Genomic DNA, 17,573 nt, shown 5'->3' with positions numbered 1-17,573 from the left:
ATAACAATCACTGCGGAGGGTCGGACATTCATGATTTTCGGAAAACGGCTGTTTTTATCGGCGCTGATTATGGTTCTCGCCGGCTGCTACACTCAGGAGAAGGCGCCCGGTCAGAAAGCAGGGTCCGGCGAGTTCCCCCGTGAAATCGTCGATTTCGTTCCCTACCGCGGCAATCCCGTCTTCACCGGAACCGGAGCGGATACATGGGACCTCATGATACGTGAACGGGGATACATACTCCATGAGGGAGACATGTACCATCTCTGGTATACCGGCTACAACGACGGCAGTTCGGACACGAAGTACCTCGGTTATGCGACATCGCCGGACGGTTTCACCTGGACGCGCTGGCCCGGCAACCCGATTTTCACCGGCTCATGGGTCGAGGACATGCAGGTGGTGAAAGACGGCGATACATACTACATGTTCGCGGAAGGCCGTGACGACATCGCGCACATGCTCACATCGACCGACCGGATTCACTGGGAGGATCAGGGCAGCCTCGATATACGGCTTACTACGGGTCAGCGGCTCAGCCCCGGGCCGTACGGCACCCCCTCGGCTATAATCGAGGGCGCGACATGGTACCTCTTCTACGAACGGAAAGACGAGGGCATATGGCTCGCCACATCGACCGACCGTAAAGTCTGGACCAATGTGCGCGACGAACCGGTCATAGCCATGGGCCCCGAACCGTACGACCGTGAAGCAGTGGCGCTCAACCAGGTGATCCGTTATAACGACAGGTATTACGGCTACTACCATGCGTGCGCGGAGCGGCCCTGGCGCGACTGGACAACCTGTGTGGCAATGTCGACCGATCTGATCACGTGGAAAAAGTATCCCGGCAACCCGGTTGTGACGGGCGACAAGTCGAGCGGAATCCTCGTTTCGGACGGCTTCCGGTACCGTCTCTACACCATGCATCCCGATGTACGGGTCTATTTCCCGAAGGATTACTGGCCCGAAGACGCTCATGTTGTTGCGCCGGGAGCGAAACTCGAACCGTGCGCCGAGAAAATCCCTTTTGCCGAGGGACCGGCGTGCGACCCCGAAGGGAATCTGTATTTCACGGAACCTTTCGACAATAAAATACTTGTTCGCCGCCCGGACGGTACGATTTCGCTTTTCCTTGAAGACCCCGGCGGACCCAACGGCATGTTTTTTAACCGCGACGGGAAGCTCGTTGTCTGCGAGTCGTTCAGCCGACGAATGGTCGAAATCGACAGCAGCGGATCGAAGGTCATTTTAGCCGAAAGATACGACAATAAAAAGCTCAACGGCCCCAACGACGTCTGGGTCGATCCGAAAGGCGGCATCTACTTCTCCGACCCCGATTTCGGACGGTTTCGCGATGTCGAACAGGACGCCCAGTATGTGTTTTATATAACCCCTGACCGTGCGAAGGTCATGGGAGTTACCAAAGATATCGAAATGCCGAACGGGGTGGTCGGGTCGCCCGACGGGAAACTGCTCTATGTGACGGATACAAAACCGCAGAAGACCTATGTGTATACCATAAACGGGGATGGCACCCTTTCGGACAGGCAGTTGTTTGCCGACGAGGGCATTGACGGGATGACGGTGGATGTTCTGGGTAACGTGTATATCACCGATTCCAATAATGTGTCGGTGTACGACCCGACGGGGGTAAAAATCGAGACCATCAAGGTACCCGGCCAGCCGACCAATATCTGTTTCGGCGGCAAAGACCGTCAGACCCTTTTTATCACGACTAAAAAAGCGCTGTACTCGATACGCATGCAGGTGAAAGGATAGGAGCGCGGTAACCACGCGCGCAGCGCCGGTGAACGGGAACCAATAACGATTTCCCGCATCTCTAGAGTGGCGAAGCGGGATTTTGTTTTTTATATTAGTAGTTTGTCATGTAACCCGGATTATTCATAAATTTGTTTTTTTCTTATAAGAGATCCCCCCTGCCTTGCGGCATCCCCCCTTTTTAAGAGGGGAGATGGGCTGGCTCCCCCTTTTTTTTATAAGGGGGAAACGGCGAAGCCGAAGGGGATCATGTGAAGCATAAATAACATTATAGCATTCTGTTATTATTGATATTATATCATAGTTACCGCTGCTCTTTCCGGCGTTTATGAATAATCCGGGGAAACTATCGTATATCTGATCTCATATATCAAATATTCATAAAAAAAGGAGTCGGATTCAATGAGTAATACCGTTTTCACAGATTCGTTTACCGGCAGCAGGCGGGGATTTTTCCGGCAGGTAGCAGCCGGAGCCGCAGCGGTTGCGGCAGGTTCGCTCACCCGGGTTCCGGAGGTATCGGCACGGCCGGAGGGACCGAAAGAGAGCACGGTGTATTTCGTGCCGGGAAAGGACACCCGCGAGGCGACCTATCAGTCCCTGAAGCCCCTCGAAAAAGAAATTGGAAAAGCCATACAGGGCAAGCAGGTTGTCATCAAGGTCAACATGGGTCAGGTCAAGAAGGAATGGTGGCTCAATGCTTCCGATCCGAACCAGGTCCGCGGCATTCTCGACTTTCTCAAGCCGATCAGCGACCGCAAAGTGATCGTCGCCGAATCAACCGCCGCCGGAGCGGAGAGTACCATGACCGGTTTCGAGAACTACGGGTACATGCCGATTCTCAAGGAATACAACGTCGAATTTGTCGATCTCAACGACCGCCCGACTGTCCAGAAATTCATCCTGAGCGACAAACACCATCCGCTCGATATCAATATCATCGATTCCTATCTCGATCCGAACGTCTACGTTATCTCGGCGACACGGCTCAAATCCCATAACTGCGTAATCGCGACACTGTCGCTCAAGAACATCGTCATGGGTTCCCCCATCAATCACTACAAGCAGCGGGAGCGCGAGGGACGCAATGAAAAGCCGAAAATGCACTCGGGCGGCAACAGGGGACTGAGCTATAACCTGTATCTCCTGGCGACCATGGGAGTCCAGCCCGATCTCGCCGTTCTGGACGGCGTCGTGGGAATGGAGGGTAACGGCCCGGTGAACGGAACTCCGGTGGAACAGGGCGTGGCTCTTGCAAGCACCGACTGGGTTGCCGCCGACCGTCTCGGCGTCGAGCTCATGGGGATGGATTACAGCGAGGTGAAATACCTTCAGTGGTGCGCCGCTGCCGGTATGGGGCGGGACGATCTGTCCGCGATAAAAATCAACGGCCCTGACTACCGTAAACACATCGTCAAATACCAGCTCAACCAGAATATTGAAGATCAGCGGAAATGGCTCGTTGAAGATTACGAAAAGAAGGAATGACGGACGGGATATACCGTGATACTCTTGTCATCCTTTTATGGTCAGCACCGGTTTTTTCATCGCGATCCGGCAATTCGAAGGGAATAAAAATATGCGCATAATGGCCAGTATCGCCTTTTTGCTCGCTTCTGTTATTTCGGCGCCATCAGCGTTCTGTACGGGTGCGTGCGCTCATCGGGGTGACACGATGAGCGCCCCCGAAAACACTCTGCCGGCAATAGTGTCGGCTGTCCGTAAAGGGGCACACCAGATCGAGATCGATGCGCAATTATCTCTGGACGGTAAACTCGTTCTCATGCACGATGGTACGGTTGACCGTACGACCGACGGCACGGGGAAAGTTTCCGATTTGACCTTCGAGAAACTCAGAACGCTCGATGCTGGAAGCTGGTACAAACCCGAATTCAAGGGAACGAAGATTCCCGAACTGCGGGAAGCCCTCGAAGCGATTCCCCATGAAATACTGTGCAACATCCATGTCAAAGGCGGCTCGGAAACCACGGTTCCGGTCGCACGGCTCGTCTCTGACCTGGGTCGCCTCGACCACTGTTTTATAAGCATCGGCGGTTCGGAAGCACAGGAAGCCATGGCGGCGGCGAGAGCCTCGGTTCCGGGTATCAAGCTCTGCACGGGCTTCGTAATCGACAAAGAACCTGTTACGGAGAAAATAACCGGTATCGACAAGGACGTATTGGAAAAGTACCGGAAATTGAATCCCGGGAAGGAAATCAACGGACATATCGATATTATTCAGCTTGTCTACTGGGTGACCCCGATTCCCAAAGATGTCGTTGAAAAGTCCGTCAGTATTCTTCACCGGTATGACGTTAAAGCAAATTACTGCTGCGCGAGTGAAGCTGAACCGCTGAGAACGCTTATCGGGGCCGGTGCGGACTATATCCTCACCGACAACCTCGATCTGTGCCTTAAAACTCTGAACGAATATGGAACAAAACCGGTCGACACGTCAAAAGTGAAAAAGTGATTGCTGACCGAATATGATTATATGCAAGGAGTATTCTCCATGAACGAAAAACAGGAAAAAGCCTGTCGAAGGCTTTTTTTGAAACAGATGTCGGCCGGTGCGGCGGGTCTGACGCTCGGTACACTCGGCTTGACGGGGAAAGCTTCCGCAAAATCCGCCGTTCCCGGAACCGGCACCGTATCGTTCGTGACGAGCAGGGATCAGCGGGAAGCATCCTACAATGCCCTGAAGCCCCTCGAAGACGAGATAGTCAAATCCATCGGGGATAAGAGGGTTGTCATAAAAGTCAACATGGGGCAGGTAGTCAAAAAGTGGCAGCTTAACGCGACCGATGTCAATTTTGTCCGCGGCATTCTCGATTTCCTCAAACCGATATACCCTAAAAAAATCACCCTCGGCGAAGCGACCGCCGCCGGAGCGGTAAGCACCCTTGTCGGATTCGAAAACTACGGGTACATGCCGCTCCTCAAGGAATACAACGTCGAATTCGTCGATCTCAACGACCGTCCGACAGTCACGAAATTTATCCTCGGGGAACAGTTCCATCCCCTGGCAATCAGCATCGTCGACACTTTTCTCGATCCCGATGTATTTCTCATCTCTCCGACCCGCTTTAAAACGCACGATAATGTCTTCGCCACGCTCTCGCTCAAAAATATCGCCATGGGATCTCCCATCAACCGCTACAAACAGCAGCAGCGCGAGGGGAGAAACGAAAAGCCCAAAATGCATTCGGGCGGAAACCGCGGGCTGAGCTACAACATGTACACGCTTGCCACGTACGGTGTGCATCCCGATCTCTCCGTTCTGGATGGCGTGGTGGGGATGGAGGGTAGCGGCCCGGTGAGCGGCGATCCTATCGAGCACGGCGTTGCGGTGGCAAGCACCGATTTTGTAGCCGCCGACCGTCTCGGAGTCGAGCTCATGGGCATCGATTACAGGGAGGTCAAATATCTCCAGTGGTGCGCGGCGGCGGGCATGGGCAACGACGATATATCGAAGATGAAGATTCTCGGCCCGGATTATACGAAACACATCGTGAAATACCGGCTCCATAAAAACATCGAAGAGCAGCGCGTCTGGATCAGGGAAGATTACGGCGACTGACCGCGGGTTGCCCGCACTTATTGTTCAACCGACGAACCATATAACGAGGAGAGTGTTTTTGGCGACACTTACATTTTTCGGCGCGACCGGCACGGTGACCGGGTCACGGTTCCTTCTGGAGCTTGACGGTAAAAAAATGCTCGTCGACTGCGGGCTGTTTCAGGGAACCAAGGAAAACCGCCTGCGCAACTGGGACCCGTTTCCCGTTTCGCCCTCAGAAATCGACACGGTGTTCGTGACCCATGCCCATATCGATCATACGGGATATCTTCCCCGTTTCTGCCGTGATGGTTTCTCCGGCTCCATCCACTGTACCCATACGACACATGACCTGTGTGAAATCCTCCTCCGTGACAGCGCGCACCTCCAGGAAGAAGACGCCGCGCTGGCCAACAGGAAGGGATTCTCCAAGCATTCGCCTGCGATGCCCCTCTACACCGTGAAGGACGCCGAAAAGGCGCTCGCCCTGTTTTCCCCGCTTCATTACGGTGAGGATTTTCCCATGACCGGCGCAACCAGGGTAAAACTGAAGGATGCCGGGCATATCCTCGGCTCCGCGTTCATCGACATCAAGACGAACGTAAGCGGGAAAACGCGGAAAATCCTGTTCAGCGGCGATTATGGACGGCCCGGGCAGCCGGTCCTGAGCGACCCCGTCCAGGTTTACAATGTCGACTATCTCGTCCTCGAATCCACCTACGGCGACCGTCTCCACGACACCCGTCCTCCGGCCGAGGAGCTTGCACGGATCATCAACGAGAGCCTCGAACGCGGCGGAGTTCTCATCATTCCCTCGTTTGCTGTCGGCCGCACGCAGACGCTGCTCTATATCATCCGCGAGCTCGAAGAACAGGGAATAATCCCCGATCTGCCGATCTACCTCGATTCGCCCATGTCCATTCATGCGACTGCCATTTTCGAGAACCGTATCCCCGACATGGACCTGACCAGCAGAGTCCTGACTCTCCGTGGTAAACACATATTTCATCCGAAGCGGCTCATCGAGTGTCCGTCGAAAAACGAATCGAAAGCCATCAACACCATACGAGACCGGGCGATCATCGTCTCGTCGAGCGGCATGGCCACGGGAGGCCGTATTCTCCACCATCTGAAACAGCGGCTGCCGAATCCGGACAATACCCTCCTGTTTATCGGTTATCAGGCCGAAGGCACACGCGGCAGGTCTATCCTCGAAGGAGAAACCGAGGTCAAAATCCACGGCGAACAGGTTCCCGTGCGGGCAAAGGTCGAAAATATCTCAGGGTTTTCCGGCCATGGTGACTACAACGAGATACTCGCATGGCTCATGGGTTTCAACAGGCCGCCCGAGAAGACGTTCATCGTCCATGGAGAGCCGGAAGCCCGCACTGCGCTGGCTGAAAAGATACGGGCAGCGTTCGGGTGGGATGTTGTCATCCCCGATTTCGGGCAGCATTTCGAGCTGGAACTGTAAATCCGACCTGTTCATAAAAAATTAATAGAACACGGATTTTCGCGGATTGTGCGGATATACGCGGATTTGTTTTTATTATACTTTTTATTGACGTGAACGATCAATAAGGACTCATGATAGTATATACAATTTGTTATGGCTATTTGTGTCTTTGTGGTCAGACATTTTCTGTATACCGCGACATCGAATCAAAAGAAAGGGACGAGTATATGAAAAAAACAATCGCTGCCGGGCTTATTACGGGACTGGCAATACTGACATGCAATTTGGCTGCCGGACAAAAAACCCCCGAGGGTACCGCATGGGTTACCAGTCATGGCTATTCCGGGTGTGTGGAGCTTACGAACGGCACGGTCAGGGTCGTCCTCGAACCGAACTGCGGCGGAAGGGTGCTCGAATATTCCCTCAACGGGAAAAACGCTCTTCATGTCGATCCCGTGCAGGATGGCTGGGTACCGACTCCGGGCGGAAAGAACTTCGATCCCACCGGCGGGCGCTGCGATTTCGGACCCGAAATGAAAGCGCCTTCACACCGGGCGATCTGGTCAGGCCCATGGAAAGCCGAGATCACCGGCCCCCGCGCAGCGCGCATGACAAGCGTCGAGGACAGCTCTTCGGGCGTTCAGCTTGTCAGGGAATTCAGGCTCGAAAAAGGCTCGTGCCATCTCAGTTTCACCCAGACCATCAAAAACATCAGCAATTCTCCAAAGGAATACAACCACTGGAGCCGCACCTTCGCCGAGGGCGGCGGCATCTGTCTCGTTCCGCTCGGCACCCGGAGCAGGTTCCCCCTCGGGTACATCATCTACGGCCCCGGACCGGTGCTCAACTACCGTCACGACGAGCACCCGAATGTCAGGGTCCGTGATGGCTTTCTCGAACTGCTCGGCACGCCGCCGCAGCCTAAATTCGGTGTCGATTCGTACGAAGGCTGGCTGGGGTATATCACCCGGAGCAATCTCCTGTTTGTTAAAAAATTCCCCGTATACCCCGAGCGGGCGTACGGCGAGGTTGCCGCATATACCATTTCGCTCTGGTACAATAAAGAGGAAATGTGCGAGCTTGAGCCCATCGGGCCGACCGAATTTCTGAAACCCGGCCAGAGCGCATCTTTTACCGAGGACTGGTGGCTGTTCCCCTATGACTACCCTGCGGATAAAACCGCCGATCTTGCCGCACTCAAAGATTTTGTGGGGAAGAACACGAAGTGAAGAGCGTGCTCTGGCGGGTGATACTATGCTGCGGTTATAAAAGTAAATATCTTGGATCATTGATGATAGATGCTGAAACAGGTTCAGCATGACGACGTGATCGCATAAACGTCACCCTGAACTTGTTTCAGGGTCTATACCATAACACAATAAAAATCCCAATCTTATATCAATGATTGAAACTTGGTATAATGGTACTGGTATACCCGGTAGCGGTGAATACGGTGTTGTATAGAGGAATTTTATGCCCGGAATCAGTGTGCTGTTCGGCTCTCATATCGATGACCGGCTGCGTGACAGCGTTCTTGCCGACCTGAAGTCGGAGTACTCGCCCTCGGCAGAGGTCATGTTCAGGGATGGCAACTGCACGCTTGTGTTTTCGGGCGGCGACGGCTATCCCCGGTGGTTTCATGAGGATGAAACCGCCGTCATTCTGTTCGAGGGTATCGTGTATAACCGTCCCGTCCGTGAAACCGGGGATATGCTCCTGGCAATCGCCCGAATCCTCTCCGATGGCGGCGGCGCCGAAGACGATGTGCGCCGATTTGTCGATGGGTCGGATGGCGATTTCCTGTGCGCCGTATATGCGAAACGAGCGCAGTCGCTTCTCGTGTTCAACGACCGTCTGGGACGGCTTCACTCGTTCTGCCACGAGCGGCCGGGTATGCTTGCGGTCTCCCGTGAAATCAAGGTTCTCCTCCACTGTCTCCCCGAAATCGCCATCGACCGTCTCGGTCTCGCCCAGTTTCTCATGTTCGAGTATACCCTCGGCGACACGACGATGTTCCGGGGTGTGCGGCGGTTTCCCGCCTCGGGGCTTATTCGGGCGAATGTGACCGGGCCCCTGCCGGAGGACGAGATTACGGTATCGAACACCCCGCTGCTTCCGGTCAACTTCGACGAGACCGGAAACCCTCCTTTAAAAGACGAGTGTATCGAACGCCTGAGCGGACTTTTCATGGAATCCCTCGTAAACCGCTATGAGCGGTGCCGTGAGCTCGGGTACTCGTGCATCGCCGATGTGAGCGGGGGGTTCGATACGCGCACGGTCATGGCGGGCCTCGAAAAGCTCGACGCCGATGTGACCTATTTCACCCACCGTCTCGTATCCGGTGACGAGAGCCATGTCGCGCTCAGGCTCGGAGAGCTGTACGGGAAACCCGTCCGTGTCGTTTCGGCTTCGCATACCCCCGATTATGACGACATGGAGCGGATCGTGTACGCGACCGACTGCATGGTCAACGGCTGGACGGCGCAGACGAGCTGGAGGGATTCGTTCGAAAAACGGCGGATGGTCGAGGGAAAAACGGCCAGTTTCATGGGTTTCGGCGGCGAATTCATCCGTCACCCCTTCCACGAGGCATGGGGACACCGCTCGCTCGAATCCATGCTGAGGGCGAATTTACTCAAGGCACCAATGAACGCTCACTGGGCGGGTTTTCTCGCCGGGATTTCCGGCGAAACCTTTGTCGACCAGTGCGCAGAGTATTTCCGGAGTTATACCGAACGAACGATCGCCGGAAAGCTCAAACACCTCTACTACGAGTACTACAGCATCCTCGTGAACGCCGGAGAAGACCGGACGAGACGGCTTTTCTGGACTGTCCAGCCGCTCTGGGGAAAAGACCTTTATGCATACGAGATGAACGAGGTTCCGCTCGATTACGCCCATTTTGCCTTTTACACCGCATTCATGGGGACAATCGATCCGAAGGCTCTCCGGGCGGCCCTTCACCGCGACCGGGTGAACCTCGAATCCGGTTTCGGTCTCAGGCTCCTCGACCTCAAGGCAGGCGTAAAATACCATCTCAGGAACATCGTACTGGGCAACCGGCTCACGAACAGCCTCTATTTCCGGATGAGAGGCCGTGAGCGGAACACCCCTGCTTTCCGTGAGGCGGCGGCGCGTGCTCTGGAGATTTACCAAAGCCTCGGCCCGGCAAAGAACTGGATCGGCAGAGACCGGATCGACCGTTTCATCGGGCAGGGATATGGTTTGAAGAACATGTACCGGCTGCTGAGCCTGCTCATGTACTTCAGACAGATCGAGGAGCGGTTTCCCGGCAGGATTGTGTCTGAATGAGCTATAAAAATGATAACGTAAGTTTTACCGGCAAATACTGTAAGAGAAAGAAAACAGCAGCGAAAGGAGAAAACAGCCATGGGTGAAAAAGTCTGTAAAGGGGATCATAAAGGTCATCTGTGCGTGCTGGCGAGCATGGAGCGGTTCGATGAGATAAAAAAACTCACCAAAAACCCTCTGTTCATTTGCTTCAACTGCGGCAGGGTCGCCGACTGCGAACACAATCTCTGCAATCCGATGCCGCTCGATTGAACATGTTGCCTGATCGAACGTTACGTGGCCGGATACGTCGGATTTATTTTGCACAGCCGTTGTCACTGCACAGAAGGATTCTTTCGGGGAATAAACGCTATATCGGCCTTGATGAAATAGCTGCATTCACACCGCGCCGCAATGTCGGGCATGAGCACGAGCCCTCCCGCCGGAATGGCGTTTATCCAGCAGCCCGGCCTGATATCACCGTAATTCTGCGTCCCATTTTCCTGCTCGGTCAAATCGAAATATCCAAGCGTTGCCGAACGGAACACCATCATGTTTTTCAATCCGGCGAGAATCCCGCAGGCATATGACCGGTTGACGCCGAAATCGAGCCGCTCGCCGGTCAGGAGGTCCCATGCGCCCGGTTCGAGATAAATCGTAGTATCGTTGATAATCGGGCGGGAGCTGTACGGGTATGCCCGGGTGTCGTCGCTGCCGGTTTTAACTTCCCAGAGAAGCGCCCCGTCCGCTGCACGGAACGCCGACATACGGACGCCGGTTCCGGAGGGCAGGCCAGACCTCGTGGACTCACCGGTCATGACGAGAATATCGTGCTCCACGCTGAGGGCGAGCAGGGTGCCATAGGCGACATTACGTTTCCTGTAGACGACCTGGCCGGTTTCGGCGTCGAGGGCAACGAGCGTTCCCGCTGTCTGAGGAGGCATTTTCCCCTTTTCCGGCCGGAATCCTGCACGGTCAATGAGCGCCAGGGGACGGTCGATAAGGTACACATAACCGTTGCCGATGGCGATGCTGTTGTTTCTGACAGAGTTCTGCGCCTTGTACGTCCATTTTACCCGTCCGGTTTCGGCATCCATGGCAAACAGGGCCGCCGATTCGCCGCTGATGGTGCTTGAATCGGGATTGCCGTATCCCGAGTCTGCGATATGCTCGTCATTGGCGATGGAGCCGAAAATTGTCCCGCCCGCATACGCTATGTATCCCCAGTGCCCACGAGTTCCGGTATCGGGGATCGACGGCGCAGGGCAGGTCGTTATCGGATTCCCGGTGGCGGTGTCTATAACGAGACATGACCGTCCAGACGGGTTTCCCTGCTGATTGCCTGTTCGCACATAGAGTCTCTTGTCCCCGATACACCAGTTCCCGTTTGCAAGCGCCGCGCCCGTCATGTTCTCACTACCATAGGATTCTCCGATATCCTCGATATACAGTTCCCAGAGCACGGCGCCGTTATAGGCGTCGTATGCCCTGATGCCGTCAACTCCCTGTACGAACAGCCGGCCGTCGCTGAAAAGCGGCCCGATTCCGCGCCCGTGACGGGAGGGCATCCCGAAGTCGGGGTCTCTGAACCACAGCACATCGAGGTTACCCTGGACGAGATCGTCTTCCGAAGTGAGCGAGTTGGCGGGATCGTGATACCGGTGGGTCCATTCTCCGGCGCCATCGAGTCTTTCGCGCTCGGAAACCTCCATCGATCCCGGTTTTCCGAAACATGCCTTCCCGCCGTAAGGATGAAGCATACGGAACACATTGGTGATTTTCACCGCATCGGCTCCATGCGAAACCGAGTTGCCGGAAACGATCAGGTTCGCGAAATAGCCCGGCAGCGGTAAAGCGGAAAGATCGTATTTGAGCACGGTCACCCGCGGACCGTACAGACCCGCCTTGTCGAGCAGTGTGCGGGCTTCATCGACTTTACCCTGATCCTGATCGACAGCTATGATGCGGAGGTTTGTCCGCCGTGCAAGCTCGTATGTTAATTTTCCGTCACCGCATCCGACATCGAGGCAGTATCCGTCGGTTATGCCGGTTTTTTCGATTATCTCACGGGCGGCGGCGGCAACCTTTTTATCAGTGCCATACGGGTAGTTTACCGGGATATGCTGCACAACAGACGGTGCTGCCGTTGCGTTGCCGTCGAAACAGTAGATCGTACCCCTGTCGGTGCTCACATAGAGCCGTCCGTGGGCAACCGCGAGCCCGTAGGGAATGCCATCGACATCGGCTGACCACACCACTGTTTTCGATCCGGTATTGATGACCGTCACCCTGTTGTTGATCGTTCCGGCGACGATTTTATCGCCCGCGGCGATGAGGGATACGGCTTCAGGTTCGTGGATTTTAAGCGACCATGCCGGTTCATTGAGGTAAGCCCGGCTGACCGTCTCGTCGCTCCCGCCGGACAGTTCACGTCTTACGAGGAGCTTCCCGCGCTCTATAGCCTTGAGCTCACCATCACGTGAGTCGATGTAAAACACATATTTGGGTGAAACCACCATCGCGTTGGAATTGAATTCGTCCGTCGTGGCAAGCTCGCCGTCCCCCATGTTGAACAGCGCGTTCCGGGTGCCGGTTATCTCTCTGAAATCACGGGCGTTACCGCCGGTAATGAAGAGATACGGATCGTCCGCCATAATTCGCGAGCCGCCGTAATTCCGGTATTTCCGGATATGAAAGCACTTCAGCTTCCCCGTTTTCAGGTCGCACGCCGCGGGAACCGCGCGCCCTGTGGGGACGAAAAGGGTGCTTCCCGCAATGGTAAGATATCCCTGCGCCGAAATGCCGCTTTTCGCCTGCACCGCACTGTTCGGCTGATCCGTTTCAAGTCCGCCCGAATCATTGTTCACCCAGAGTACCTTGCCGTTATCAGGGTTGAGCGCATAGATGAAAACACCTTCCGAGGGCCAGATTCCGGCGCCAAAATAGAGAACATTATCCCTGATGACAACACCACCCCGTGCAGGCCACCGCGAAATCATGCGGTCATTACCGAGGATCATATCGTCGCTGCTGCCGCCGCGTTTCTTCCAGTCAAGCGAGCCGTTCTCCTCCGAAAGGCAGTAGATATACCCGTCATCGCTGATCGCGTAGACCCGTTTTTTCCACACTGCCGGGGCGAAACGGACGGGGCCGCCGGTATAAAATGTCCACTTTTCCGCGCCGGTGAGTGTATCGATGGCATAGATTTTACCATCGGCAGAGCTGCCGAAAAACAGGGTGTTCCCGGCAATAACCGGCTCGTAAGCATGGTCGAACGTCATGCGGGTGTGAACCGCTTTCCATGCCGGTACGGGCACAGACTGGACATATTTCCACCTGAGCGAGAGGTTTTCGGGCAGATCGAAGGGAGCATATCCTGTCCGTCCAGCATTGGCACGGTACTGGGGCCAGTCCCCTCCTTTGAATGATGGATGCCTCGATATGATGTCGCACGAACCGAGAACGAGAGCGAGAGCGATAAAAGCAGGCGTTATATACCGTTTCACGGCATGTATCCATTTCCGAAAATAGAACGTGTTAAATACTTCTCTGTAAATGATTATATGTTTACGGAGACCTGGAGTTGCACAATATTTTCAAAATGAGGTCAAAATTATATCGGGATAACCATTTGGTTTTTACTACAGCCTCTTGACCCTCAATTCCTTCCGTTTCGCGGCTCTTCGCTTCGCTTCGTGTCCTCCCGAAGGAAGTAAGGGAAGTAACCGTGACTCCTGTAATTACCCGCTCCCGGTACGGGGGAAGGTGTCACGAAGTGACGGAAGGGGGCTTTTTTACCCCCGGTACGCTGCGAGAAATTCTTTCTATAAAAGCCCCGGTTTCAGTACGGCCGCAGCGCAACAGTTGCCTTGTTCAGGTAGCTGCAGTTGCACCGGTCGGTGGCGTCCGGCACGAGCACAAGTCCTCCCGCCGGTATGGCGTTTATCCAGCAGCCGGGCCTGAAGCCGCCGAAGTTCTCGGTCGTACGACTGCCCGTCAGGTCCACATAACCGAGCGTTGCCGAACGGAACACCATCATGTTTTTCGCGCTCGCGATTATCCCGCACGCATAGCTGCGGGTGAGGCTGAAATCGGTTTTTGCGCCGGTCATGATATCCCATGCCCCGGGTTCGAGATACACCATGCCGCCGTTGACGATCGGGCGCGAACTGTACGGGTACTGCTGGCTCGGGTCGACGCCGGTTGCATCATCCCACATCACCGCGCCGTCCGAAGCCCTGAACGCGGTCATCCGTCCGCCAAGCTCCGAAAACTGCCTGAAGCGGGTAAACTGGTATGTCATGAGGAGTACATCGTTCTCCGTGCTGAGGGCAAGGAGCGTACCGTAAATGTCACGGTCGTTTTTCCACAGCACCCTGCCGGTCTTCGAATCGAGCGCCACGAGCGCGCCGGGCGGCTGTTCGATACCGGGATTCTCACGTTTGTGGGGATTCCTCTGACGGTCGGTTTCAGCCTGGGGACGGTCGATGAGATACACGCGGCCATTCCCTATGGCGATGGCGTTGTGACGGATCGAGTGCACGGGGGTGTAATTCCACAGCATCTTTCCCGTATTCGCATCCAATGCGAAGAAGTAAATCGACTCCGAGAACAGCCTGTTCATGTCAGATTCACGGTATGCATAATTGACCACATGCGCGGTATCGACTATGGAGCCGTAGAGAATGCCGTTTTCGACCGCGATATACCCCCAGTACATGTTCGTGCTGCCGTCGGGACCGGGAGGGATTCGGTATTCCGCAATTTTCTTTCCGGTCGCCGTATCGAGTACGAGACAGCTCCGTCCGGCATAGTCGCCATCCGCCGTAACGCCGCCTGTGCGGACATAGAGCCTGTCACCCTCGATGCAGATGTTGCTCTGGGTGACCGCCACTCCGACAAGGTGATCCTGGTCATACGCCCGCTGGATATCCCTGAACGGCACTTCCCATATCGTGTGCCCGTTGTAGGCGTCAACAGCCCGGACCGCATCGAGACCCTCGACAAAGAGACGACCGCTGGCGTAGAGCGGCGCCACACCGCGCCCGTGCCGCGACGGAACATCGAAATCGTCGTCACGGAACCACAGCATCCCGAGATTTCCCCGTACGAGCGTATCCTCGGAGGTAATGGTATTCGCCGGGTCATGGTACTGGTGTGTCCAGCTTCCGGCGCCGTCGAGCGCGCCGCGGACGGTTTTCCTGAGTGCGCCCGGCGCTCCGATGCATGCAACACCGCCGTCTGGCCGCTGGATACGGCGCAATTCGTGCTCCGGCACGCTCTCCGGGCCTTCGGTCACCGAACGCCCCGATACGACAAGATTTGCATAGTAATCCGGCAGCTCCGTCCGCGCGGGATCGGCCTGCAGGACGGTCACGCGGACGCCGTAGAGGCCTGCTGCATCGAGTTTCGCCCGAGCGGCTGCCACATTTCCCGGGTCGGGATCGACAGCATAAATCATCAGGTTCGTGCGCTTCGCGAGCTCGTACGCCAGACGCCCGTCACCACAGTCGAGGTCGAGACAGTACCCGTCGGTTATCCCGGTCTGACGGATAATCTCTCCGGCGGCGGCTCCGTACGGTTCATTTGCGCCGTAGGGGGAATTGTCGGGCGATGGTTCATACATTACCGGTTTTTGTGTTCCCGAGGCATCGAAACAGCAGATAACGCCGCTGTCGGTGCTGACATACAGACGGCCGTCCGCAGCCGCGAGCCCGTACGGTGAACCTTCCACCGACGAGGACCAAACCACGGTCTTCGATACAGCGTCAAGAACGGCGACTTTGTCGTCAATCGTTCCCGATACGATCATGGTTCCGGCAGCGATAAGCCCCGCACCGCCGGGATTTGCGGGCGTGTCAATCGACCAGGACAGCGGCGAGAGGTTTTTGACGATGCCCGTTTTCCCCTGGCTGTCGCGGACTTCGCGCGCAACGACCGGGCTGGCAAGGCTGAGCGCGTGCACAGCGTCTCTGTCGGCGTAGACAATGTGTCCGGGGTATGACGCCACCGCGGTGGAGGGGAGTACATCACCGGTGAGGATTTCCCCGTCAGATGCGTTGAAGAGCGTTTTTGCGGTGCCCGCATTTTCCGCTGTCTGACGGTCGTTTCCGCTGTCGGCGAACAGGATTCCCCCGAACGCCATGATCTGTGAACCGCCGTCCGCACGGTACTGCTGGTGGTGGAAATAGAGGAATTTCCCGGTTGCGCGGTCGAACGCGGCGGGAACACCCCGCCCGGTCGGCACAAAGAGCCTGTCGCCATCGACAGCGAGGTATCCCTGCGCCGATATGCCGCTTCTGGCGCGGGCGCCCGGATGGGGCTTGTCCATCTCCATGCCGCCGGAAGTGTCGTTGACCCAGAGCACATCCCCCGTCGCCGCATCGAGCGCATAAAGGTATATCCCTTCGGAAGGCCATATTCCCGCGCCGAAATACACGGTATCATCGGCAATGACCACTCCGCCCCGGGCAGGCCGTCGCGAAATCATGCGGTCGTTACCGAGAATCTTGCTGTCATCAGGGCCGCCGCGTTTTTTCCAGAGGAGTTTGCCGGTTTTTGCCGAGAGACAGTACAGAAAGCCATCATCGCTCGCCGCGAACAGACGATCCTTCCATACCGCCGGGGCAAACCGAACCGGGGCGTCGGTAAAATACGTCCACCGTACTTTTCCGGTTGCCGCATCGAGCGCATACAGTTTGCAGTCGGCGGAACTGCCGAAATAGAGCATGCCCCCGGCAATGACCGTCTCGAAGGCGAAATCGAAAGGCATGCGGGTGTCTTTGCCCTTCCATGCAGGCATGGGAGCATGCGGTGACCGGTAAACCCAGCGGAGCGAGAGGTTTGCGGGGAGCGTTCCGGGCGAATACCCGCTTCGGCCTGCATCGGCGCGGTACTGCGGCCAATCGGCCGCATATGCGCCCGTCAGGGTCAGGCTCATGAATACCAGAAAAGCTGTCACGATATGTTTCATAGTACCCCGATGGTATAATCCTTTGCGGCAATGCGATATTTTTAAATTATCCCGAAATATACATGGAAATATTTAACCACAAAGTCACAAAGAGACATACTGGATTATTAATACTGTATTTATTGACAATAAACCATATTAAAAACAAATCCGCGTTCTAATGAATTACCCCGTAGTAAACTGCGAGGTATCAGATCAGGCCCCCTAACCCTTAATCCCTTGCGCTTCGCGGCTCTTCGCTTCGCTTCGTGTCCCCCTATAAGGGGGCAAGGGAAACCGATACGACTATGGTAGTTACCTGCCCCCGATACGGGGGAAGGTGTCACGAAGTGACGGAAGGGGGCTTTTTACCCCGCAGCAAGCTGCGAGGAATTCTGTCAAGTCCTAAAAAATGTTTACAGTAGTTGTAGTTTCTTTTTTGTTACTTTTTTCTTTGTTGAAAGTGTTGAAATGTTGATAACATAAATTGTATTCACGGTATTTTCACAAATAATTGTTCCAGCGCTTTTTGTATT

Annotated in this window: 10 protein-coding genes; 8 read left to right on the top strand and 2 right to left on the bottom strand. The window is 55.4% G+C overall.

Going from position 1 to position 17,573, the window contains the following annotated elements; translation table 11 throughout:
• Window positions 1–30 precede the first annotated feature (30 nt).
• The 8 genes from LLG96_20090 (at window position 31) to LLG96_20055 (ending at window position 10,358) form a co-directional block, all read left to right on the top strand.
• Window positions 31–1,779 (top strand): SMP-30/gluconolactonase/LRE family protein, encoded by a 1,749-nt coding sequence (locus LLG96_20090; protein ID MCE5252509.1) that lies wholly within the window; start codon window positions 31–33, stop codon window positions 1,777–1,779.
• A gap of 402 nt (window positions 1,780–2,181) precedes the next feature.
• Window positions 2,182–3,267 (top strand): DUF362 domain-containing protein, encoded by a 1,086-nt coding sequence (locus LLG96_20085; protein MCE5252508.1) that lies wholly within the window; start codon window positions 2,182–2,184, stop codon window positions 3,265–3,267.
• A gap of 91 nt (window positions 3,268–3,358) precedes the next feature.
• Complete coding sequence (locus LLG96_20080) at window positions 3,359–4,252, top strand: glycerophosphodiester phosphodiesterase family protein (GenBank protein MCE5252507.1); 894 nt, start codon at window positions 3,359–3,361, stop codon at window positions 4,250–4,252.
• 39 nt (window positions 4,253–4,291) lie between these two features.
• Window positions 4,292–5,359, top strand: coding sequence for a DUF362 domain-containing protein (locus LLG96_20075; protein MCE5252506.1), 1,068 nt, complete (start codon window positions 4,292–4,294; stop codon window positions 5,357–5,359).
• Between the two features lie 58 nt (window positions 5,360–5,417).
• Window positions 5,418–6,812, top strand: a complete 1,395-nt coding sequence (locus LLG96_20070) for an MBL fold metallo-hydrolase (protein ID MCE5252505.1) — start codon at window positions 5,418–5,420, stop codon at window positions 6,810–6,812.
• A 209-nt stretch (window positions 6,813–7,021) separates the two neighbouring features.
• Complete coding sequence (locus LLG96_20065) at window positions 7,022–8,023, top strand: hypothetical protein (protein ID MCE5252504.1); 1,002 nt, start codon at window positions 7,022–7,024, stop codon at window positions 8,021–8,023.
• A 244-nt stretch (window positions 8,024–8,267) separates the two neighbouring features.
• The gene (locus LLG96_20060; protein MCE5252503.1) at window positions 8,268–10,106 is read left to right on the top strand and encodes a hypothetical protein; all 1,839 of its coding nucleotides are present in this window, start codon (window positions 8,268–8,270) and stop codon (window positions 10,104–10,106) included.
• A gap of 78 nt (window positions 10,107–10,184) precedes the next feature.
• Window positions 10,185–10,358 (top strand): hypothetical protein, encoded by a 174-nt coding sequence (locus LLG96_20055; protein ID MCE5252502.1) that lies wholly within the window; start codon window positions 10,185–10,187, stop codon window positions 10,356–10,358.
• Between the two features lie 62 nt (window positions 10,359–10,420).
• Here LLG96_20055 and LLG96_20050 read toward each other — a convergent pair whose 3' ends face one another.
• Window positions 10,421–13,591, bottom strand: coding sequence for a PQQ-binding-like beta-propeller repeat protein (locus LLG96_20050; GenBank protein MCE5252501.1), 3,171 nt, complete (start codon window positions 13,589–13,591; stop codon window positions 10,421–10,423).
• Window positions 13,592–13,926: 335 nt separating this feature from the next.
• The gene (locus LLG96_20045; GenBank protein MCE5252500.1) at window positions 13,927–17,046 is read right to left on the bottom strand and encodes a PQQ-binding-like beta-propeller repeat protein; all 3,120 of its coding nucleotides are present in this window, start codon (window positions 17,044–17,046) and stop codon (window positions 13,927–13,929) included.
• Between the last annotated feature and the right edge of the window lie 527 nt (window positions 17,047–17,573).

Source organism: bacterium, assembly GCA_021372535.1.
GTDB lineage: Bacteria > Latescibacterota > Latescibacteria > Latescibacterales > Latescibacteraceae > JAFGMP01.
Note: the sequence above shows the minus strand (reverse complement) of the source record. Positions and strands in the feature narration are given on the sequence as shown.

Coding starts and splice junctions, on each gene's coding strand:
- LLG96_20090 (MCE5252509.1), top strand. CDS start 31: ATGATTTTCGGAAAACGGCTGTTTTTATCGGCGCTGATTATGGTTCTC.
- LLG96_20085 (MCE5252508.1), top strand. CDS start 2,182: ATGAGTAATACCGTTTTCACAGATTCGTTTACCGGCAGCAGGCGGGGA.
- LLG96_20080 (MCE5252507.1), top strand. CDS start 3,359: ATGCGCATAATGGCCAGTATCGCCTTTTTGCTCGCTTCTGTTATTTCG.
- LLG96_20075 (MCE5252506.1), top strand. CDS start 4,292: ATGAACGAAAAACAGGAAAAAGCCTGTCGAAGGCTTTTTTTGAAACAG.
- LLG96_20065 (MCE5252504.1), top strand. CDS start 7,022: ATGAAAAAAACAATCGCTGCCGGGCTTATTACGGGACTGGCAATACTG.
- LLG96_20060 (MCE5252503.1), top strand. CDS start 8,268: ATGCCCGGAATCAGTGTGCTGTTCGGCTCTCATATCGATGACCGGCTG.
- LLG96_20055 (MCE5252502.1), top strand. CDS start 10,185: ATGGGTGAAAAAGTCTGTAAAGGGGATCATAAAGGTCATCTGTGCGTG.